At 58.9% G+C, this 20,281-nt stretch carries 22 protein-coding genes; 11 read left to right on the top strand and 11 right to left on the bottom strand.

The window, feature by feature from the left end:
* The first annotated feature begins 11 nt into the window (after positions 1-11).
* The 3 genes from K5E40_RS09400 to K5E40_RS09390 all read left to right on the top strand — a co-directional run bounded on the left by K5E40_RS09400 (position 12) and on the right by K5E40_RS09390 (position 2,570).
* On the top strand, positions 12-1,226 hold the full coding sequence (locus tag K5E40_RS09400) for an MFS transporter (RefSeq protein ID WP_221730479.1): 1,215 nt from the start codon (positions 12-14) through the stop codon (positions 1,224-1,226).
* Between the two features lie 223 nt (positions 1,227-1,449).
* Complete coding sequence (locus K5E40_RS09395; RefSeq protein ID WP_221730478.1) at positions 1,450-2,235, top strand: sulfite exporter TauE/SafE family protein; 786 nt, start codon at positions 1,450-1,452, stop codon at positions 2,233-2,235.
* Positions 2,187-2,570 (top strand): hypothetical protein, encoded by a 384-nt coding sequence (locus K5E40_RS09390; protein ID WP_311775945.1) that lies wholly within the window; start codon positions 2,187-2,189, stop codon positions 2,568-2,570. The genes K5E40_RS09395 and K5E40_RS09390 overlap by 49 nt, the downstream gene beginning before the upstream one ends.
* Before the next feature lie 28 nt (positions 2,571-2,598).
* Here K5E40_RS09390 and K5E40_RS09385 read toward each other — a convergent pair whose 3' ends face one another.
* Positions 2,599-3,063, bottom strand: a complete 465-nt coding sequence (locus K5E40_RS09385) for a GNAT family N-acetyltransferase (RefSeq protein ID WP_221730476.1) — start codon at positions 3,061-3,063, stop codon at positions 2,599-2,601.
* 207 nt (positions 3,064-3,270) lie between these two features.
* On the opposite strand from K5E40_RS09385, the gene K5E40_RS09380 reads away from it, so the two are divergent.
* The gene (locus K5E40_RS09380; RefSeq protein ID WP_221730475.1) at positions 3,271-3,837 is read left to right on the top strand and encodes a DUF4174 domain-containing protein; all 567 of its coding nucleotides are present in this window, start codon (positions 3,271-3,273) and stop codon (positions 3,835-3,837) included.
* A gap of 119 nt (positions 3,838-3,956) precedes the next feature.
* On the opposite strand, the gene ampC is transcribed toward K5E40_RS09380, so the two are convergent.
* On the bottom strand, positions 3,957-5,123 hold the full coding sequence (gene ampC / locus K5E40_RS09375) for a class C beta-lactamase (protein ID WP_221730474.1): 1,167 nt from the start codon (positions 5,121-5,123) through the stop codon (positions 3,957-3,959).
* Positions 5,124-5,283: 160 nt separating this feature from the next.
* Between ampC and K5E40_RS09370 the strand changes: the two genes are divergently transcribed.
* Positions 5,284-6,162, top strand: a complete 879-nt coding sequence (locus K5E40_RS09370; RefSeq protein WP_221730473.1) for a LysR family transcriptional regulator — start codon at positions 5,284-5,286, stop codon at positions 6,160-6,162.
* 57 nt (positions 6,163-6,219) lie between these two features.
* Here K5E40_RS09370 and gudD read toward each other — a convergent pair whose 3' ends face one another.
* Both gudD and K5E40_RS09360 read right to left on the bottom strand, forming a co-directional pair.
* Positions 6,220-7,563 (bottom strand): glucarate dehydratase, encoded by a 1,344-nt coding sequence (gene gudD / locus K5E40_RS09365; protein ID WP_221730472.1) that lies wholly within the window; start codon positions 7,561-7,563, stop codon positions 6,220-6,222.
* A 24-nt stretch (positions 7,564-7,587) separates the two neighbouring features.
* Positions 7,588-8,934, bottom strand: a complete 1,347-nt coding sequence (locus K5E40_RS09360) for an MFS transporter (RefSeq protein WP_221730471.1) — start codon at positions 8,932-8,934, stop codon at positions 7,588-7,590.
* Between the two features lie 355 nt (positions 8,935-9,289).
* Here K5E40_RS09360 and K5E40_RS09355 point away from each other — a divergent pair, with 355 nt between their 5' ends.
* Positions 9,290-10,003: a FadR/GntR family transcriptional regulator gene (locus K5E40_RS09355; protein ID WP_221730470.1), complete on the top strand. Its 714-nt coding sequence runs from the start codon at positions 9,290-9,292 to the stop codon at positions 10,001-10,003.
* A gap of 108 nt (positions 10,004-10,111) precedes the next feature.
* Here the strand turns inward: K5E40_RS09355 and yegQ are convergent, their stop codons facing one another.
* Positions 10,112-11,443 (bottom strand): tRNA 5-hydroxyuridine modification protein YegQ, encoded by a 1,332-nt coding sequence (gene yegQ, locus K5E40_RS09350; RefSeq protein WP_221730469.1) that lies wholly within the window; start codon positions 11,441-11,443, stop codon positions 10,112-10,114.
* Between the two features lie 197 nt (positions 11,444-11,640).
* Here yegQ and K5E40_RS09345 point away from each other — a divergent pair, with 197 nt between their 5' ends.
* Positions 11,641-12,702 carry an AI-2E family transporter gene (locus K5E40_RS09345; protein ID WP_221730468.1) on the top strand — a complete coding sequence of 354 codons (1,062 nt, stop codon included), beginning with the start codon at positions 11,641-11,643 and terminating at the stop codon, positions 12,700-12,702.
* On the opposite strand, the gene K5E40_RS09340 is transcribed toward K5E40_RS09345, so the two are convergent.
* From K5E40_RS09340 to K5E40_RS09330, 3 genes are all read right to left on the bottom strand, one after another.
* A complete protein-coding gene (locus K5E40_RS09340; RefSeq protein ID WP_221730467.1) occupies positions 12,699-12,881 on the bottom strand; it encodes a hypothetical protein in 183 nt (60 codons plus the stop codon). The two genes, K5E40_RS09345 and K5E40_RS09340, sit on opposite strands and share 4 nt — an antisense overlap.
* Before the next feature lie 101 nt (positions 12,882-12,982).
* Positions 12,983-13,177, bottom strand: coding sequence for a hypothetical protein (locus K5E40_RS09335; RefSeq protein ID WP_221730466.1), 195 nt, complete (start codon positions 13,175-13,177; stop codon positions 12,983-12,985).
* 230 nt (positions 13,178-13,407) lie between these two features.
* A complete protein-coding gene (locus K5E40_RS09330; RefSeq protein WP_221730465.1) occupies positions 13,408-13,767 on the bottom strand; it encodes a hypothetical protein in 360 nt (119 codons plus the stop codon).
* A gap of 245 nt (positions 13,768-14,012) precedes the next feature.
* On the opposite strand from K5E40_RS09330, the gene K5E40_RS09325 reads away from it, so the two are divergent.
* Entirely contained in the window at positions 14,013-14,831 is an 819-nt protein-coding gene (locus tag K5E40_RS09325) for a shikimate 5-dehydrogenase (protein WP_221730464.1), read from the top strand.
* A 67-nt stretch (positions 14,832-14,898) separates the two neighbouring features.
* Here the strand turns inward: K5E40_RS09325 and K5E40_RS09320 are convergent, their stop codons facing one another.
* A complete protein-coding gene (locus tag K5E40_RS09320; RefSeq protein ID WP_221730463.1) occupies positions 14,899-15,543 on the bottom strand; it encodes a YceH family protein in 645 nt (214 codons plus the stop codon).
* Between the two features lie 125 nt (positions 15,544-15,668).
* On the opposite strand from K5E40_RS09320, the gene K5E40_RS09315 reads away from it, so the two are divergent.
* Positions 15,669-16,178 carry a DUF1993 family protein gene (locus K5E40_RS09315; protein WP_221730462.1) on the top strand — a complete coding sequence of 170 codons (510 nt, stop codon included), beginning with the start codon at positions 15,669-15,671 and terminating at the stop codon, positions 16,176-16,178.
* Between the two features lie 72 nt (positions 16,179-16,250).
* On the opposite strand, the gene sstT is transcribed toward K5E40_RS09315, so the two are convergent.
* Positions 16,251-17,483 carry a serine/threonine transporter SstT gene (gene sstT / locus K5E40_RS09310; RefSeq protein WP_221730461.1) on the bottom strand — a complete coding sequence of 411 codons (1,233 nt, stop codon included), beginning with the start codon at positions 17,481-17,483 and terminating at the stop codon, positions 16,251-16,253.
* Between the two features lie 336 nt (positions 17,484-17,819).
* On the opposite strand from sstT, the gene K5E40_RS09305 reads away from it, so the two are divergent.
* Positions 17,820-18,983, top strand: coding sequence for an MFS transporter (locus K5E40_RS09305; protein ID WP_221730460.1), 1,164 nt, complete (start codon positions 17,820-17,822; stop codon positions 18,981-18,983).
* Here K5E40_RS09305 and nhaR read toward each other — a convergent pair.
* A complete protein-coding gene (nhaR, locus tag K5E40_RS09300) occupies positions 18,978-19,877 on the bottom strand; it encodes a transcriptional activator NhaR (protein WP_221730459.1) in 900 nt (299 codons plus the stop codon). The genes K5E40_RS09305 and nhaR overlap by 6 nt on opposite strands.
* 133 nt (positions 19,878-20,010) lie before the next feature.
* Between nhaR and K5E40_RS09295 the strand changes: the two genes are divergently transcribed.
* Entirely contained in the window at positions 20,011-20,253 is a 243-nt protein-coding gene (locus tag K5E40_RS09295) for a hypothetical protein (protein WP_221730458.1), read from the top strand.
* The last annotated feature ends 28 nt before the right edge of the window (positions 20,254-20,281 follow it).

Genomic DNA, 20,281 nt, shown 5'->3' with positions numbered 1-20,281 from the left:
CTGCACCTGTCATGACCGACCCCGCAAGCGCCGACTTCACCTGCGTCGACCGCACCGCCCGTGCCGACAAATTGCCTTATGCCGCGCTGCTGGCATTCGCCATGACCGGCTTCATTGCCATCCTCACCGAAACCCTGCCGGCTGGGTTATTGCCGCAAATCGGCGCTGGGCTGAACGTCAGTGAAGTGCTCGCCGGGCAACTGGTGACGCTGTATGCGCTGGGCTCGATTGTCGCGGCGATTCCGCTGACCGTCGCCACGCGTGGCTGGCCACGGCGGCGGGTGCTGTTGATGACGGTGGGTGGGTTTTTGGTGTTCAACACCGTCACCACGTTCTCCAGCCATTACGGCCTGACCCTGATTTCGCGCTTTCTCGCCGGGATGGCGGCGGGGCTGTCGTGGGGGATCATGGCCGGTTACGCGCGCGGGATCGTGCCGGTGCATCAACAGGGGCGGGCGCTGGCGATTGCCATGCTCGGTACGCCGGTGGCCTTGTCGCTGGGCACGCCGGCGGGTACCTGGCTGGGTAATCTGATCGGCTGGCGTGCTTCGTTCGGGATCATGTCGGAGCTGGCACTGGTGCTGGCGGCGTGGATCGTCATCGCGGTGCCGGATCGTCCGGGGCAGAACAGCGAAGAACGCCTGCCATTGCTCGAATCCCTGCGTCTGCCGGGCGTTCGTCCTGTGCTGTTCGTGGTGCTGACGTGGATGCTCGGACACAACATTCTCTACACCTACATCTCGCCGTTTCTGATGCAGGCCGGCCTGGCCGAGCGGGTTGATCTGGTGCTGCTGGTGTTCGGCCTGTGTTCGCTGGTGGGGATCTGGATCATCGGCATGCTGGTGGACCGCTGGCTGCGCTGGCTGACGCTCATCAGCCTCGCAGTGTTTGCCATGACGGCGCTGGTGTTGGCCATCGCCTCCCCGTCGCAATGGCTGATTTACGCCTGCATGGCCGTGTGGGGGCTGTCGTTTGGTGGCTCGGCGACTTTGTTGCTGACGGCAGCGGCGGATTCGGCCGGCGATCATGTTGACGTGGTGCAAGCGATGCTCACCACCTCATGGAACATAGCGATTGCCGGTGGCGGATTGTTTGGCGGATTGCTGCTGGATCGGGCGGGGGCGATGTCGTTCCCGTGGGCATTGCTGATCCTGTCGCTGATCGCATTGGCCACGGTGTGGATCAACAGTCATCACAGTTTCAAACCGGGGCGGCGGGTGCATTGATCTTCTAATCACCCCCGATCTCCTGTGGGAGCGTGCTTGCTCGCGACAGCGCTGGGTCAGTCACTCCATGAGTTGACTGACAGGCCCTCTTCGCGAGCAAGCCCCACACGGGATAGGCGGTGTAGCTGAAAGGCATAACGATAGACCGCATCGATATAGGTGGTTATAAGAAAAATCGCTATGCTGCGGCCATATTTTTCCTGTCGTTTTTCTGGACGTCTTCATGGAATTGGCAAATTTCGGCCTGGTGATTGCCGGGTTGGTGGTGGGTTTTATCGTCGGCATGACCGGTGTCGGCGGCGGTTCCTTGATGACCCCGATTCTGCTGTGGTTCGGCATCAACCCGGCGACGGCGGTGGGCACCGACCTGCTGTACGCGGCCATCACCAAATCCAGCGGCGTCCTCGTTCACAAAAAGAACAAGAACATCGACTGGGCCATCACCGGTTGGCTGACCCTCGGCAGCGTGCCAGCGGTGGTGATGACCTTGTGGTTCCTCAGCACCCTGCACACCGCGCCGGATGCGATGAACGCCATCATCAAACAAGCCCTGGGCTTTGTGCTGTTCGCCACGGCACTGGCGATCTTTTTCAAGAAGCGCTTGCTGGATTTCGCCCATAAACGTGCCGGCGGCAACTACAACCCGAGCGGTTCGCGGCTGAATGTGATGACCGTGATCACCGGTCTGATCCTCGGCACCATGGTCGCCCTGACTTCGATCGGCGCCGGCGCCTTGGGCACTGTTGCGCTGTTTATCCTCTACCCACTGCTGCCGACCCGCCGTCTGGTCGGCACTGAAATCGCCCACGCCGTGCCGCTGACCCTCGTCGCAGGCCTTGGCCACGCGAGCATGGGCAATATGGATTGGGGCGTACTGGGCTTTTTGCTGGTGGGTTCGCTGCCGGGCATCTGGCTCGGCAGCCACCTGACCGGACGCATCTCCGATGAAGTCTTGCGCCCGTGCCTGGCGACGATGCTGTTGCTGATCGGTTACAAACTGGCTTTTTGATCCTTGATATGAGCGAAACCAGCCTGCATTGCGATGGCCGCATCGCCATTACTGTCGAACCCCGCGAAATGCGCATGAGCCATTGGCTGTATGCGCCGCTTGTGGTTGATCAGCAGCGTCAGCAGGTGTTGCTGGATCTGAGCGATAGCTTATGGGATTTGATCGGCACGGCGGACGAGACAGCCAGTGGCATCGACTTGCTCCTGCGCAAATATCCTGGAGATCGCGCATCGGTAATGCTGAACGTTGATCTCGACGGCGGGGTACTCAGACTCGGCGAGCACTGCATTGAACCGTCACAATTACTAGCGGCACTCGATTTGGCACTGGGCTGAGGCAAGCACCCACGCCACAGGGATTGTCTCAGTCGGCGAAGGTGTACTTCATGATCGTCACCGGCAAGTCTTCGTAGACCAGCTCCTCGACCACCTCCCAACCCAGCCGCGCATAGAGCGATTGCGCCGCGTCGGTGTACAGATACAGCGTCTGCACGCCTAACGTCTTCGCCTCTTCAACAATCTGATTGACCAGTTGCGAAGCAACCCCGCGTCCACGTTCCTCTGCCTTCACATAAACCCCGGCCAGCCAGGGCGTCAGCTTGGGACGGGTTTTCATGTCGCTGTCGATAAGCAGCGCGCCACCGAGCAGCCTGTCGTCTTCAATCGCCACCACCACGCTGGGAATCGCGCCTTTGCCGCTGGCTTTGCGCATGCGTTCTGTGCGGGCCTCGAGCGTATCGCCGGGGCGGAATTCACCCCACTCGTTGAAGTTGAGTTCGGCCAGTTCTTCAATAAATTCGGGGCGATCGCACAGGTATTCGATGTGCATGCGTTGAACTCCGTTTCGTGGGCAGAACAGCTACCCTAAAGCGCGCATGCACGGTAATCAAATCGTCGTTACGATTGCACGGGTTCGGTTGCGCAATGCCGGTCCTGACCTAAGCTTCTGACAAGGCGAAACATATTTGCCAGACACACCCGGAACAATCGCCACGATGCGCAATCAGTAGAGCGTGGATATCAAAAGGAGATGCGCATGCTCATCAGGTCACTGACCCTGACACTCTTGCTGGCGATTGCCGGCCCCTTGTTCGCCGCTGACAACGATTCGCCGATTGCCGCAGACATGGGCCGCGCCCGACCGCTGATCGTGATCGCAAAAAGCACCGTCGACCCGGTGTGGGTGAGCCTGAAAAAGTCGCTGGAGGACCCCGCCAACAAAAAAGGCGTCGCCGACCGCAACATCAAGGTTTACACCATCCTCAACATGTCAGGCCAACTTGACGGCAAGGACATGGGCCAGCAAGACACCATGGCGCTGCTGCGCTCGCTGAAGCTGGGTGCCGGGGCCTACCCGAAAGTGTTCCTGGTGGGCAAGGACGGCGAAACCAAGCTTTCGGCGTCGGGGGATGAGGCGAAATCGGTGGACCTGAAGAAGATCTTCGAGACTATCGACGCCATGCCAATGGCCGAGAAGGAAGCGGCCGCTGCAGCCGCCCAAGCGCCGGCCGCCAGCGAGCCTGAACCGGCCAAAGGTGCGAAAGGTGCCAAGCCAAGCAAGCCAGTCAAACCGAGTAAGCCGCCGCAAATGCCGGATGATTGATGGCATGGCCTTAATTAAAAAAAAATGGGCGACCTCAGCAGGTCGCCCATTTTTTATTGCATGCCTTTTACACAAAACGTTGTGGCGAGGGGATTTATCCCCTTGCCACAGGTTTTGCATCATTCAGTCAGCGCACTGAAAATCTCATGCGCAATCTTCACCCGTTCCGCATTCGGGTAATTCTTGTTCGCCAGGATCACGATGCCCAGCTCCTTCGACGGCACAAACGCCACGTACGCGCCGAAGCCACCGGTTGCGCCGGTTTTGTTGTAAAGCACATTGGCCGGTTCAGGTTGTGGCGGGGTCAGCCACTTGGCCTTGTGCGCCTCCATCGCCATCGGCGTCGAGTTGCCGTTCTGCAATTGAGCCAGGCTGATCGGGTAGGCATAGCGCTCCCAGCCCAGGCCTTGGGTCATGTCGCCAACGGTGTAGTAACCGGTGTGGGTCGCGGCAATGGCTTTTTGCAGCGGCGCTTCAAGGCTGGCCGGTTTCAGGTTGACCTCTACGTAACGCAGCAGATCTGCTGCACTGGTTTTGATGCCGTAGGCTACGGAATCCAGTGCGCCCGGACTGACCCGAACCGGTTGGTCTTTCTTGTCGTAACCCTGAGCGTAGAGCTTGGCTTCGGATGCCGGCACTTTGATGTAGGTGTGCTTGAGGCCCAGTTGCGGTAGCAGGGTTTCACTCATGGCTTGATCAAACGGCTGGCCCAGACTTTTCGCCGTCAGATAACCGAACAACCCAAGGCTCGGATTGGAATACAGGCGATGGCTGCCTGCCGGATAAACCGGTTTCCACTGTTGGTAATAGCCCAGCATCTTGTCAGCCGAATCCGCCGCTGCGGGGAATTGCAGCGGCAACCCGCCAGCGCTGTAAGTGCCCAGTTGCAACACACTGATGTTGTCGAAAGCGCTGCCTTTCAACTCCGGCCAAAGCTTGCTGGCCTTGGTCGACAGATCCAGTTTGCCCGTGGCCTGCGCGTAACCGGCGAGTGTCGCAGTCAAGGTTTTGCTCACCGATCCGACTTCGAACAGGGTGTTTTCACTGACCTTCTGCCCGGTGTCTTTGGCGGCGACGCCGTAGTTAAAGTAATGTTGTTTGCCGTTGATGGTGAGGGCAACGGCCAGACCTGGGATGTTCTGCTGCTGCATGACGGGCGTGACGGCACCTTTGACCAGTGCTTGCAGTTGTTCGTCGGTTTGCGGCGCGGCCAGGCAGGCCGTGGCGCCAAAGAAAAGGCCGAAAGTACTGTAGGAAAAGAGTTTTGTCGGGTTGATTGAACGCATAAATGATCCACTCTCCGTGAGTGTTGATTGTTGTATCCCGCTACACTGCGGGTGATTTCCCCGTCGGGCTACTGATCAGCGCCGCCAATTTAGGCACACCGAGGGCAATCGACAAACGACGAAATTTCGCATGAGCCATTAGAAAAATTTGGGACAAGGCATGATTCGACCACAATTGCCGCTCAACGCGCTGCGCGCTTTCGAGGCTTCAGCACGTCATTTGAGCTTCACCCGCGCGGCTGTGGAACTGTGCGTGACCCAAGCGGCCGTCAGCCATCAGGTCAAAAGCCTCGAAGCGCAACTCAACGTAACCCTGTTCAAACGCTTGCCCCGTGGGCTGATGCTGACCAGTGAAGGCGAAACCCTGTTGCCGGTGCTTAGCACCTCATTCGATCACATCGCGCAGATTCTCGAACGCCTCGCCGGGGGGCAGTATCGCGAAGTGTTGACCGTCGGCGCGGTGGGGACGTTCGCTGTGGGCTGGCTGTTGCCGAGGCTGGCGGACTTTCGGGCGAAACATCCGCTCATAGATTTACGGCTGTCGACGAACAACAATCGCGTGGACGTCGCTGCCGAAGGGCTGGATTACGCAGTCCGCTTTGGCGCCGGGGCGTGGCACGGTATTGAGGCGACCCGCTTGCTCGATGCGCCGCTGTCGGTGTTGTGTGTGCCGGAAATCGCCCGACAGTTGCATGCGCCGGGGGATCTCTTGCAGCAGACGTTACTGCGTTCCTACCGAACGGATGAATGGTCGGAATGGTTTCAAACGGCGGGTCTGGCGACTCAGGCGGCGCCGCCGCAGAGCATTGTGTTCGATTCGTCCCTGGCGATGATGGAAGCGGCGTTGCAGGGCTGTGGGGTGGCGTTGGCGCCGCCCCTGATGTTCGCCCGGCAATTGGCGGCAGAGGCGATTTGTCAGCCGTTTACGATCGAGATCACCACGGGGAGTTATTGGCTGACGCGATTGCAATCGCGACCAGAGACCGCGGCGATGCTGGCGTTCAGGGACTGGTTGCTACAAATCTCAGGTCAGTCCTGAACCCTTGTGGGCGCGAGCTTGCTCGCTCCCACCTGTGGCGTGTGGCGGACTTGAAAATCAGCGCACCATGCACGGCCGTTTGTTATCGAATGTCCATCCCGGAATCAGGAACTGCATGGCCACGCTGTCATCCCGCGCACCCAGGCCCATGCCTTTATAGCGTTCGTGAGCCTTGGCCACTTGATCCATGTCCAGTTCCACACCCAGCCCGGGTTTCTTCGGCACCTGCACGCAGCCGTCGACAATCTGTAGCGGTGCCTTGGTCAGGCGCTGGCCGTCCTGCCAGATCCAGTGGGTGTCGATGGCGGTGATTTCACCCGGTGCTGCCGCCGCCACATGGGTAAACATGGCCAGCGAGATATCAAAGTGATTGTTGGAGTGCGAGCCCCAGGTCAGGCCCCACTCATGGCACATCTGCGCCACGCGCACCGAACCCTGCATGGTCCAGAAATGCGGGTCAGCCAACGGGATGTCAACGGATTGCAACTGGATCGCGTGGCCCATCTCGCGCCAGTCGGTGGCGATCATGTTGGTGGCGGTTTTCAGCCCGGTGGCGCGGCGAAACTCGGCCATCACTTCACGGCCCGAATAGCCATTTTCCGCCCCGCACGGGTCTTCGGCATACGCCAGAACGTGATGCTGATCGCGGCACAAACGGATCGCCTCCTTGAGCGACCACGCGCCGTTCGGGTCAAGGGTTATTCGGGCCTCGGGGAAGCGCTCGGCCAGTGCCGTCACCGCTTCGATTTCTGCCTCACCGCTGAGTACGCCGCCCTTGAGTTTGAAGTCCTTGAAGCCGTATCTGGCATGGGCAGCTTCGGCCAGACGCACCACCGATTCAGCAGTCATGGCCTTCTCGTGACGCACACGGAACCAGTCGTTATCGGCGTCCGGTTCGCTGCGATAGGCGAGGTCGGTTTCGCGCTGATCGCCGACGTAAAACAGGTAGCCGAGCATCTTCACTTCTTCACGTTGCTGGCCTTCGCCGAGCAGCGCTGCGACCGGTACGTCGAGGTGTTGGCCGAGCAGGTCGAGCAGGGCGGCTTCCAGGCCGGTGACCGCGTGGATGGTGATGCGCAGGTCGAAAGTTTGCAGGCCTCGGCCGCCGGCATCGCGGTCGGCAAAGGCCTGGCGCACCTGATTGAGGATCTTCTGATACGTGCCGATGGGGTTGCCGATCACCAGGCTGCGTGCGTCTTCCAGTGTCTGGCGAATACGTTCGCCACCGGGTACTTCGCCCGCGCCGGTGTGGCCGGCGTTGTCTTTGAGAATGACGATGTTGCGGGTGAAAAACGGCCCATGGGCGCCGCTCAGATTGAGCAGCATACCGTCGTGGCCGGCCACCGGGATGACTTGCATATCAGTGATGATCGGGGCTTTGGCGGTGTCGTTTACGTTCATTGTTTTATCCTTGAAAACAGAGAGTCAGGCGTGCTTCGGCGTGGCATCGACCACGGCGGCAGCATTGGCGGGTTTCGCTGAGGTGCGGGCGAAGAACACGATGATCGCGGCGATGATCGAGGTCGCGGCCAACCCATAGAGGCCGCCCTGAATCGAGCCGGTGTGTTGTTCCAGCAGGCCGAACGTGGTCGGCGCTACGAAGCCGCCGAGGTTGCCCACTGAGTTGATCAGCGCAATCACCGCCGCGGCGATCCGCGCATCCAGATAGGCCTGGGGAATCGGCCAGAACAGCGACGAGGCGGATTTGAAACCCAGCGCTGCAAAACAGATCGCGACGAAGGCAAAGATCGGCCCGCCGGTGGTGGACATGAACATCCCCGCCGCAGCGATCAACAGTGCCGTGGCGACCCATGCCTGCTGGTGCTTCCACTTGGCGCAGAGGGACGCGAAGGCATACATGCCGACAATCGACAGTAGCCACGGAATCGAGTTGAACAGCCCGACCTGGAGGTCGCTCATCTCGCCCATTTTCTTGATGATGCTCGGCAACCAGAAGGTCGCGGCGTAGATCGTCAGCTGAATGAAGAAGTAGATCAGGCAGAACAGAATGATCTGCCGGTCCTTGAGCAGTTTGCCCATTGATGGACGCAGGGGTGTGGCCGCTTCGCGGGCCTTCTGTTCATCGTCGATGGCGGTGACCAATGCGTCCTGCTCGGCGCGGGTCAGCCATTTGGCGTCATGGGGCTTGGCGTCGAGCCAGAACCAGACGAACACGCACAGGCACACCGAGAACATCCCTTCAATGAAGTACATCCATTGCCAGCCGTGCATGCCCAGCCCGTTGATTTGCAGGAGCAGACCGGACAGCGGGCCGGAGATCAGCGAGGCGATCGCCGAACCGCTGAGGAAGATCGCAATCGCTTTGCCGCGTTCGACACCCGGTAGCCAACGGGTGAAGTAGTAGATCACCCCGGGAAAGAACCCGGCCTCTGCTACGCCAAGCAAAAAACGCAAAATGTAGAAATGAGTTTCGGTCTGGATGAATGCCATGCTGGCGGCGACCAGGCCCCAGGTGAGCATGATCCGGGTCAACCAGATTCGCGCGCCGACTTTCTGCAGCAGCATGTTGGAGGGGACTTCGAACAGCGCATAGCCGATGAAGAACAGGCCGGCGCCGAAGCCGTAAGCGGCGGCACCAATGCCCAGGTCGTGTTCCATGTGGGTGCGGACAAATCCGATGTTCACCCGGTCAATGTAATTGACGATGAACATGATCACGAAGAGCGGCAGTACGTGGCGTTTGACTTTCGAGATGGCGGACGAAAGCGTTGAGTTGACGCTTTCGTTCATCCCCGAGACGGAGGTTTTCACTTGGTTTGCTCCCACTGATTATTTTTATGCGGGGTAGGGCTGGATACGGCGTTGTTGATAGACATCATACAACTACGATTTTTTGTCCTACAAGTGGGTAGGGATGATTTTATTGCTCTGGATGACAGGGTTTTTATGCTTTTCTGGGTTTTAACCCTGTTTTTGTTACTTTTTTGGCAGTGGCGATTTCATGAGGACGCGATCAAAATTGCGTGAAGTCGATAGCAAACCCGGCAGATTATTAATAGATATTGAGTGTTGTCATACAAGTAGGCGGGTGTTTCAGCGCTAGAATCAATCCCGTCATACGCCTGTGCGGTGCTACGATTCGCCAGTCCGCTCACTGGAACCAACCATGCAAGAAGACCTCGACGCCCCTACCCGCAAACGTGCGCACAACCTGGCCCATGATCTGGTGGAGAAGCTCACCCAGAGCATCCTGCTCGGACAGATGTCGCCCGGCGACAAGCTGCCATCGGAGAACGCCATCGTTCAGGAACATGGTGTGAGTCGCACGGTGGTGCGCGAGGCGATTTCCAAATTGCAGGCGTCGGGATGGGTCGAAACGCGCCATGGCATTGGTACGTTCGTGATCGAGCGTGCGCCGGAGCAGGGATTGCGACTCAATGTCGACACGGCGCTCGGCGTGCGCAGCATGCTCGAGTTGCGCATGGGGCTGGAAACGCAGGCAGCGGCATTGGCGGCGCAACGGCGTACCGAGCAGCAGTTGCTGCAGATGCGGCAAGCGCTGGATGACTATCAGCGCCAACTCGCCAATAACGACAGTTGTGTCGAGGCCGACCGGCGCTTTCACCTGCTGATCGCCGAGGCCACTGGCAATGTCTGTTTCAGTGAGATCATGCAGCACTTGGGCAGCGCGATGATTCCGCGTCATCGGCTGAATGCGGCCGAGCGCGGGGCGGCGGATCTGAGCAAGCTCGGGCAGTTGGCGAATCTGGAACACGAGGCGATTGTGAACGCGATCAAGCGTCAGGATGCAGACGCCGCGCGTGCAGCGATGTGGCTGCACCTGACCAATAGCCGGGATCGGTTTTGCGCGCAGGGTTGATTGGCGCAGGCAGCGGACCTCTTCGCGAGCAAACCCGCCCCCACAGGGGTATTTGCAAGACAGAGAGGCAGTGTGGAGGCGGGCTTGCTCGCGAAGGCGGCCTCAGCCTCAATTCACATCGCGCATCAACAACCCAAAGTGCAAGTCCACCGTATCCGGAATCGGCACATAGACCGTGTGCCCATCCCCCGGTGCGACCTCGATCGCCTGCCCTTTGAGGTTCTGCAGTTCATGCAGGTCAAAATGAAAATTGCCCTTGGGCGTCATCAGTTCCAGATGATCACCCAGGGCGAAACGGTTCTTCACCTTGACCTGCGCCAGACGATCACGCCGCTCGCCGGTCAATTCCCCAACAAACTGCTGACGCTGCGACACCGAACTGCCGTTCTGATAATTCTGGTATTCGTCATGCACATGCCGGCGCAGGAAACCTTCGGTGTAGCCGCGCTGGGCCAGTGACTCCAGATCGGTCATCAGGCTGCGATCGAACTCACGCCCGGCCACCGCATCATCAATTGCCCGGCGATATACCTGGGTGGTGCGGGCGCAATAGAAGTGCGATTTGGTTCGGCCTTCGATCTTCAATGAATGCACGCCCATGCGCGCCAGACGCTCGACATGTTGCACCGCGCGCAGGTCCTTGGCGTTCATGATGTAAGTGCCGTGCTCGTCTTCGAAGGCGGGCATCAACTCATCCGGACGGTTGGCTTCCTGCAACAGGAACACTTGATCGGTCGGGGTGCCAATGCCCAGCGTCGGTTCGGGCTGGAAGGTCTGCACGATCTCGCCGAGCTGATTCTGGGTAGCCTCCTGCGCCGAATATTTCCAGCGGCAAGCGTTGGTGCAAGTGCCCTGATTGGCGTCGCGTTTGTTCATGTAACCCGACAGCAGGCAACGGCCGGAATAAGCCATGCACAGCGCGCCGTGAACGAATACTTCCAGCTCCATGCCGGGCACTTGCTCGCGAATCTCGCCAATTTCCTCCAGCGACAATTCCCGCGAGAGGATGATCCGGCTCAGCCCTTGCTGTTGCCAGAACTCAACGCTCGCCCAGTTCACGGTGTTGGCCTGTACCGACAAGTGAATCGGCATCTGCGGGAAATGCCGACGCACCAGCATGATCAGCCCGGGGTCGGACATGATCAGCGCGTCCGGTGCCATTTCAATCACCGGCGCCAGGTCCTTGAGAAAGGTCTTCAGCTTGGCGTTGTGCGGCGCGATGTTGACCACCACGTAGAAGCGTTTGCCCTGTGCCTGAGCCTCACGAATGCCCAGCGCCAGATTGGCATGGTCGAACTCGTTGTTGCGCACGCGCAGGCTGTAGCGCGGTTGGCCCGCATACACCGCATCGGCGCCGTAGGCGAAGGCGTAACGCATGTTTTTCAGGGTGCCGGCGGGAGCGAGCAGTTCCGGGGCGGTGAGGTCTGGCGTGAGGGTCATGGCGGCATCGGTCGCAAAAGCGCGGCAGGGTAATGCGGATGAAATCGGGGTTTATTGATCTGTATCTACGTTTGGGTCAGTGAGGCTGCGCTGCGCAGGCGCCGCAGCGACGCCCCATGAATAAAGATGGCACTCGCGCACGCCCCGGCTGACTAAGGTTTTGGGCGTACATGACGCCTGACTGACATGGACCGGACATGAACGTAAAAAGTCTTCAATTCAAATCCCTGACGGTGCTGCTGGTACTGGTCACGGTGGCCTTTATCTGGATTCTGCTGCCGTTTTATGGCGCGGTGTTCTGGGCGGTGATCCTGGGCATTCTGTTTGCGCCGATGCAGCGCAAGTTGCAGGGGAAATTCGGCTGGCAGCGCAATGTCACCTCGCTGTGTACGTTGAGCATCTGCCTGGTGATCGCGATTTTGCCGGTGATCATCCTCAGCGTGTTGCTGGTGCAGGAAGGGGCGACGCTTTACAAGAATATCGAAAGTGGCGAGCTGGACATTGCGGCCTATCTGGCGCAGTTCAAGCACAGCCTGCCGCAATACTTCCAGCATCTGCTGGACCGCTTTGGCATGGGTGAACTCAATGCCTTGCGCGAAAAAATCGTCAAAGCGGCGATGCAAGGCAGTCAGGTACTGGCGACCCAGGCATTCAGTTTTGGCCAGGGTACGTTCGAGTTCGTGGTGAGTTTCTTCGTCATGCTGTACTTGCTGTTTTTCTTTCTGCGCGACGGCGCGGAGCTGGTGCGCAAGGTACGCATTGCGATTCCGCTGGAAGAGCATCAAAAGCGTCGTTTGCAACTGAAGTTCAACCGGGTCGTGCGGGCCACGGTAAAGGGCAATCTGGTCGTCGCGATCACGCAAGGCGCGTTGGGCGGAGCGATTTTCTGGTTTCTCGACATACCCAGCGCGTTGCTGTGGGCGGTGTTGATGGCGTTTCTATCGCTGTTGCCGGCGGTGGGAGCGGGGATTGTCTGGGCGCCGGTGGCGGTTTATTTCTTGCTCAGCGGGATGATCTGGCAGGGCGTCGTGCTGGGGTTGTTCGGGGTTTTTGTGATCGGTCTGGTCGACAACGTGCTGCGGCCGGTTCTGGTGGGCAAGGACACTCGCATGCCCGACTACTTGATCCTGATTTCGACGCTGGGCGGTCTGGCAGTCTTCGGTCTGAACGGGTTTGTGATCGGGCCGTTGGTTGCGGCGCTGTTCATGTCAAGTTGGGCGCTGTTCGTCGAGACCAAGCCCAAGGTGCAGCTACCTTAGGCTTGAAACGGGTTGCGGACGATCTGTTGCGACAAGGCCTGCGCCGCTGGTAATGATGTCAGCGGGCCGCTGATCGGCTCGCCGTCGCGCACCAGATACCAACAGGCGAGCAAACCCAGCTCTCTGAGTGGAGCGGGAACGGCGCTGCCAATGACCGACATGATTTGAACCTGAGCCATGACTGAAACCTCCATCAAACGATGGGGCCACCTTAGGCATTCGTGGTTCTCAGGGACAATCAACGCTTTTGATAGTGGTCATTGATAACAGTGAGGGCGCTTCAGTCGACAACCTGGTCGAGCATGTGCACCACTTCGCGCTCATTGAGTAGCCCCTTGTGCACAAGGTTCTCGGCCAGCAGCGAAAGAAACTTGGCGCAGCGGTGGCCTTCCAGGTGCTTGAGTTCGGTCAGCGCGCTGTACACCTTGCTTGAGGTGCACAGGCCGACGACGCGGTGCGGGTTTTGTGTAGGCATACAATCGTCCTTGTTGTTATCAACCTGTTGTTTACGGACGGATTCAGATTGCGGTTCCGTCATGACAAAAAGATGACCGTTTTATGGAGGGGTCCATTACGGTCAAGCCAATCATGCCGACTTTAGCTCTTGAAACTGTCCTCACAGCGACCTTGGCGAGATTTTTTCAGACGCTGGCCGACCGACGGTCATAAAAAAGCCCCGCTATAAAGCAGGGCTCTGTCTATCGATTACCAGCGTGGGCCGCCGTAGTAGCCATGTGGGTGACCGTAGTAGCCGCGAGGCGGGCCGTAGTAGACGGGGGCCGGCTGGACGTAAACCGGTTGCTGCACATAAACCGGCGCTGGCTGGTAGTAGACCGGTGGTGGCGGTTGCTGCACATAAACCGGTTGGGGCTGAACGTAAACCGGCTGTTGCTGCACGTACACCGGTCGATCCTGGTTGATCAGTGCCGAGCCGATGATGGCCGAGCCGACGATCGCGCCAAACACCGCCGGGCCTTGCCAGCCATGGCCACGACCGGCTTCTGCCTGGCCTGTTACAGCGAGTGCGCCGATCAGCAAGGCCATAATGGAGAGTTTACGAATCATGATAATTCCTCGGTTCTTCAACCCGGCTCCCTGGCCTGCAATAGGTCCATGGATGTCGCGGGGATACTTCTAAGACAGCGAAATTTTTAAAATCAGCACAGCCGCTGGGTAAATTTTGTGTAAGGTCTGTAGCGGTTTCGTTACCGGCTCGCGCAAGCCCGGTGCAGGCAAGCGATATGATCATTCAGAACCCGATGGAATGGCTAATCCCGTCCATCCGAAAGTGCGTTTGAAGGAGAAGTTTCATGCAGATGAACCCGAACAAAGACACCCAGCTGTGCATGTCCCTGTCCGGACGCCCAGGCAATTTCGGTCTGCGGTTTCATAATCATTTGTATGAGCAACTGGGCCTGAACTTCTACTACAAGGCGTTCAGCAGCCAGGACCTGATCGGCGCTGTCGGCGGGATTCGCGCCTTGGGCATTCGTGGCTGTGGCGTATCGATGCCGTTCAAGGAAGCCTGCATCGAGTTGGTCGATGAACTGGATGCCTCGGCGGCGGCGATTCAGTCGATCAATACTGTCGTCAACACTAATGGCCATCTCAAGGCCTACAACACCGATTACATCGCCATCGCGCAGTTGCTGGAAACCCACGCGGTGCCCAAGGATTCGACTTTCGCTCTGCGCGGCAGCGGCGGTATGGCCAAGGCAGTGGCCAGTGCCTTGCGCGACGGCGGTTATAAAAACGGCTTGATCGTGGCGCGCAATGAACGCGCCGCACGTGCGCTGGCAGACTCGCTGGGTTATCGCTGGCAGGCTGAACTGGGGGATGAACGTGCGCAGATGCTGATCAATGTGACGCCGGTCGGCATGGATGGCGGCCCTGAGGCGGGGCAACTGGCGTTTGAACCTGAGGTGATCAAGGCGGCCGACATGGTGTTTGATGTGGTGGCCATTCCTTCGGAAACGCCGCTGATCATGCGTGGCCGCGCGCAAGGGAAGCGGGTCATTACCGGGCTGGAAGTGATAGCGATCCAGGCGCTGGAGCAGTTTGTGTTGTACACCGGGGTGCGGCCGACCGAAGAGCAGTTTCAGGCTGCAGTGGCATTTGCCCGTAGCTGATCTTTAAGTCTGTATTGGTTCAGCGGGCTTCTTCACGAGCAAGCCCGCTCCCAAAGGGGGATGGTGTTTATTCGAGGCGGGCCAGGCGCTCTTCCAGTGCCGCAATCCGCGCCTCAAGCTCTTCGATCCGTTCGATCGAAACCCCGCCGCTGACGCGCTCCCCGGGATTTTGCCGCGCCGCCAGAATCGCCTCGATATCCGCCGCATCGCCCAGCGCATGGCTATAGCGGTCTTCGCGCTGCCCAGCCTGGCGCGCAATCAACACCGCCAGCCCGCGAGCGATCAAGCGCTCAAGCTGATGCACCACTTGCTCGGCATCTTCGAAATCATGCATGCGCCCACTGCGTGTCAGCAGTTCGTTAACGGTTTGCGGACCGCGCAGAAACATCAGCCCGGTCAGCGCCACCTGCGCCGGCACCAACTCCAGCGCTTTGTCGACCTTGTGCTCCCAGCGGTCGGCGCGGCTGCCCATGACCAATTTGGCGAAGCCGCGACCTTCCAGTGCACGCAGGCTCTGGCCCACCTGGCCCTGAGTCAGGTTCATCACCGGTTCGCGACTGGTTTTCTGATTACACGCGGTCACCAGCGCGTTGAGAGTCAGCGGATAGGTTTCCGGGCTGGTGGCCTGTTTTTCGATCAGTGATCCCAGGATGCGGATTTCCGTGGCGTTGAGCCGTGGTTCGTCGAAGCTGGATTCTGGTTCTGTGGACATCGCGCGTTCCCTCTGCAGTCGAAGGCGCCTAGCCTAATCCTTGCCAAACAAAAGGCAAGCCGTGTGGTCATCAAGCATGGCTATAATCGCCTCCACGTTCCACCCAGCCACCACATGAGATTGCCATGACCATTTCCCTGTACGCCGCATCCGTCCCGGTTTTTCAACAAATGCTCAACGCCCTGAGCGATGTCCTGAAAAAGGCTGAAGCCCACGCCACCGAGAAAAACATCGACCCGAACGCCTTCCTGCAGGCTCGTCTGTACCCGGACATGTTCCCGCTGGTGCGTCAGGTGCAGATCGCGGTTGATTTCGCCAAAGGCGTTTCGTCGCGTCTGGCCGAAGTCGAGATTCCGAAATACGACGACAGCGAAACCACCTTCGCTGAGCTGCAAGCCTTGATCGCCAAGGTTCTGGCCTTTATCGGCGAGATCAAGCCTGAGCAGATCAATGGCCAGGAAGGCATCGAAATCGTCACCCGTCCGGGCACACCGAAAGAGAAGCGCTTCAGCGGCCAGGCTTATCTGCTGACCTACGGTCTGCCGCAGTTCTTCTTCCATGTCACCACCACCTACGCCTTGCTGCGTCACAACGGTGTTGAAGTGGGTAAACGCGATTACATGGGCGCGTTCTAAACCACCCGGCAGCAAAAAGCCCGCCAAGGTTTACGCCTTGGCGGGCTTTTTCATTTCCCTTTGTGAGAGGGGTTATGCGGTGCGTTGGGCTTTCTCTTCTTCGCCCAAGCAGGCCGCAGCGGTAAACAGCACGTCGGTGGAGGAGTTCAACGCGGTCTCGGCCGAATCCTGCAATACCCCAATGATGAAGCCCACCGCAACCACCTGCATGGCGATCTCGCTCGGGATGCCGAACAGGCTGCACGCCAACGGAATGAGCAGCAGCGAACCACCGGCAACGCCCGACGCGCCGCACGCGCAGACCGCCGCGACCAAACTGAGCAAAATGGCGGTTGGAATGTCCACCGCGATACCCAGCGTGTGCACGGCAGCAAGCGCCAGCACGGTAATAGTGGTCGCCGCCCCGGCCATGTTGATGGTGGCCCCTAGCGGGATAGACACCGAGTAAGTGTCTTCATGCAGACCCAGACGCTTGCTCAATTCCAGGTTGACCGGAATGTTCGCCGCTGAGCTGCGGGTGAAGAACGCCGTGATACCGCTTTCGCGCAGGCACTTGAGGGTCAACGGATAAGGGTTGCGGCGCAACTTCCAGAACACGATCAGCGGGTTCATCACCAGCGCCACGAACAGCATGCAGCCGAGCAATACCGCCAGCAGATGCGCATAACCGATCAGTGCATCAAAACCTGACGTGGCGAGTGTCGACGCGACCAGGCCAAAAATGCCCAGCGGGGCGAAGCGAATCACCACGCGCACGATCACGGTCACACCGTTGGACAGATCGCCCAGCACTTGGCGGGTGGTCTCGCCGGCATGGCGAATGGCAACGCCCATACCGATGGCCCAGGCCAGAATGCCGATAAAGTTAGCGTTCATCAGTGCATGAATCGGGTTATCGACCGCACTCAGCAACAGGCTTTGCAACACTTCGGTGATGCCGCCCGGTGCGGTCACTGCGACGTTGTCCGTGGACAGCACCAGGTTCGATGGGAACATCATGCTGGCAACCACGGCGACCGCTGCCGCACTGAACGTACCCAGCAGGTACATGAACAGTATCGGACGGATGTGGGTTTCCTGACCGTGCTTGTGGTTGGCAATCGAGGCCATCACCAGCACGAACACCAGAATCGGTGCCACGGCCTTCAGCGCCGAAACAAAGACCTTGCCGATGAACGCCGTGGATTTCGCGGCCTCGGGCGCGACCAGCGCCAAGGCGATACCCGCGATCAGGCCGATGACAATTTGTGTGACCAGGCTCAGTTTGCTTAAGCGTTGCAAGAAAGAAGGGGATGAAGCATTCATAGCGGCATCTCTGATTTTTTATAGGGTGCAGGGTTGCGTAAATGCGCTGGCGAAACAGGGCAGGCCAGCGCCACGAACCGAAAGTGTTGACGCAATTTCAACGCCATTAAACCGGCCGCTGAACAGGGTGTACGTTTTGCAGGGCGCGGACTTTACCACAGCGTAGGCCTTATCCTTCAGGCATGTGACGATCTGCCACCCGATTCGCCGGCAAGATCGACAGGTTTGTGCAAGTCAGTCTGGAAACACTCTGTTAAGATTCTCCTTCCTCTTTTTCAAGTTCTGCCAGCGGGCCTTTTGGTCATCGCTGGTGTCGTCGTTTCGTTGGAGTTTCCCATGCTGTTGCCCATCCTTCTGTTGTCCGCCGCTGGCTTCACGGTGCTGACCACAGAGTTCGTCATCGTTGGCCTGTTGCCGGCGATTGCCCGAGACCTCGCGGTCACCATCCCGCAGGCCGGTCTGCTGGTGACGCTATTCGCTTTTACCGTGGCAATGTTCGGCCCATTCTTGACCGCGTATTTCGCCCGCTTCGAGCGACGCAAGCTGTTCATCACCATCCTGATCATGTTTGGCCTGGCCAATACCGTTGCTGCATTGGCGCCGAATATTTGGGTAATGGCGGTTGCGCGGCTGATCCCCGCGCTGGGTTTACCGGTGTTCTGGGCTTTGGCCAGTGAAACCGCAGTGGACATCGTCGGTCCGGACTACGCCGGGCGCGCCATCGCCAAGATCGGCTTCGGCATTGTCTGCGCCACGGTGTTTGGCATTCCTGTCGGTACATTGATTTCCGATGCTTTCGGCTGGCGCAGTGCCTTCGGTATTCTCGCGGTGATCGCGTTTGCCAAGGCGTTGCTGCTGTTTGTATATCTGCCGAAAACCAGTCTGCACCAGCATCAGGTCAGCTTCCGCTCGCAGTTCAAAATCCTGCGCAGCCCTTTGATGATCGGCCATATTGTGCTGTCGATTCTGGTGTTTAGCGGCATGTTTACCGCTTACACCTATCTGGCAGACATCCTTGAACGCCTCGCCGGTTTCAACGGCGCGGTGGTCGGCTGGTGCCTGATGGGCTTCGGCGCGGTCGGGCTGATCGGCAACTCGCTGGGCGGACGTGCGGTGGATCGGCATCCGCTGGGGGCGTCGGTGTTGTTCTGTGCGTTCATGATTGCCGGCATGGTGTCGCTGGTGCCAAACATTCATTCGCCGCTTGGGTTGGCAGTGGCGATGGGGATTTGGGGCGTGACCCAAGCGGCGTTGTTCCTGGTCAGCCATGTGCGCCTGATGAAAGCCGCACCACAAGCACCAGCCTTTGCCGCTTCGCTGAATATTGCCGGGGCTAACCTTGGCATCGGCCTTGGCGCCATGATCGGTGGACGGGTGATCGACAGCGCGGGGCTGGGCTTCCTCGGCTTCGCCGCTGCCGGGTTCATTCTGCTGTCGGTATTGCTCGCCATGGTGTTGATGACGCTCAAGCCGCGCGAAGTCTGCGCTGAACTCTCATAACGCGGTAAACAGCTCGCGTCGGGCACCTTCGGTAATCGCAACGATGCCGGGGTGCTTGACCTTGCGCTCCACTGAAATGGCATAGAACGACTCGGTCACTGCGTCAGTCTGACCCATTAATTCAACGCCGTACTGGCGCTTCACTTCTTCGGCAATCACGCTCGGGCCGATAAAAATCCCGCTGCCGGATTGGCCGAATGCCTGCATCAAGGCACTGTCATCGAACTCGCCGACGATTTTCGGCTGGATCTGCTGCTCGGCAAACCAGCGCTGCAAACGGCTGCGCACCACGGTTTCTGCGCCGGGAATCAGCAGCGGTGCGCCATGCAGGCTGCGCGGGAAATCCTGCCCATAGCGTGCCACCAGTTCGGCGGTGGCGAAGAAACTGATCCCGCATTCGCCGAGTTTCTGGCTATAGCCCTTGATATCGAGATGTGATGGCATCGGGCTGTCGGAGATCACCAAATCCAGACGCTGGATGGCCAGATCTGCCAGCAAGCGTTCGAGTTTGTCCTCGCGGCAGGTGATGCGTAGCGGCTCGCTCAACTCCATGGTTGGCGCGATCAGACGATAGACGATGGATTTGGGTACCACGTCGGCCACGCCGACGCGGAACAGAATCTGCTGCTCGTTGGGTTGCGCGCGCAGCATCAACTCCAGTTCGCCACCGAGCTGAAACATCTGCTCGGCGTAGGGCAGGGCTTGGCGCCCGGCTTCGGTGAGTTCAAGTTGCCGCCCCACGCGCTTGAACAAATCGACGCCGTAGGTTTGTTCGAGCAGGGAGATCTGCCCGCTGATGGTCTGTGGGGTCAGGTTCAGTTGCTCGCAGGCACGCACAATGCTGCCGGTCTTGGCCACGACCCAGAAGTAATGCAGTTGTCGATAGTTGAGCATGAGGGTCTACAGTTCGTGAAAATCGAAGTATAGCCGCTAAAAATACGAATTTTCCTGAAGTGTCTCCCTCCCTAGAATGCCCAGCCATTGAGGGCCGGTCTGTGGCCCTGTCTGTTGATTGGGAGGAAACCTCATGAAATACGCATTTCCTGTGCTGATGTTTACGTCTTTACTGGTGCTGGCTGGTTGCGATCAGGCCGAGAAAAGCGCCCAACAGTTAATGGGTAAAGCCGCCGAAAGCGCCAAGCAGGCGATCGACGATACCCACAAAGCCGCCGAACAAGCGCTCAGCGAAGCCACGGGCGGGTTGATCGAGAAAAAAGAAGCACCGGAAAAAGATACGCAAACATCTGAATCTTCCTCAAAGACTATCTAAACCGTCTTACAACGAGTCAGGACTGACC

Origin of the sequence: Pseudomonas baetica (assembly GCF_019733355.1) — a bacterium.
Classification (GTDB): domain Bacteria; phylum Pseudomonadota; class Gammaproteobacteria; order Pseudomonadales; family Pseudomonadaceae; genus Aquipseudomonas; species Aquipseudomonas baetica_A.
The sequence above is the reverse complement of the archived record's forward strand: the minus strand, read 5'-3'. Positions and strand labels throughout refer to the sequence as shown.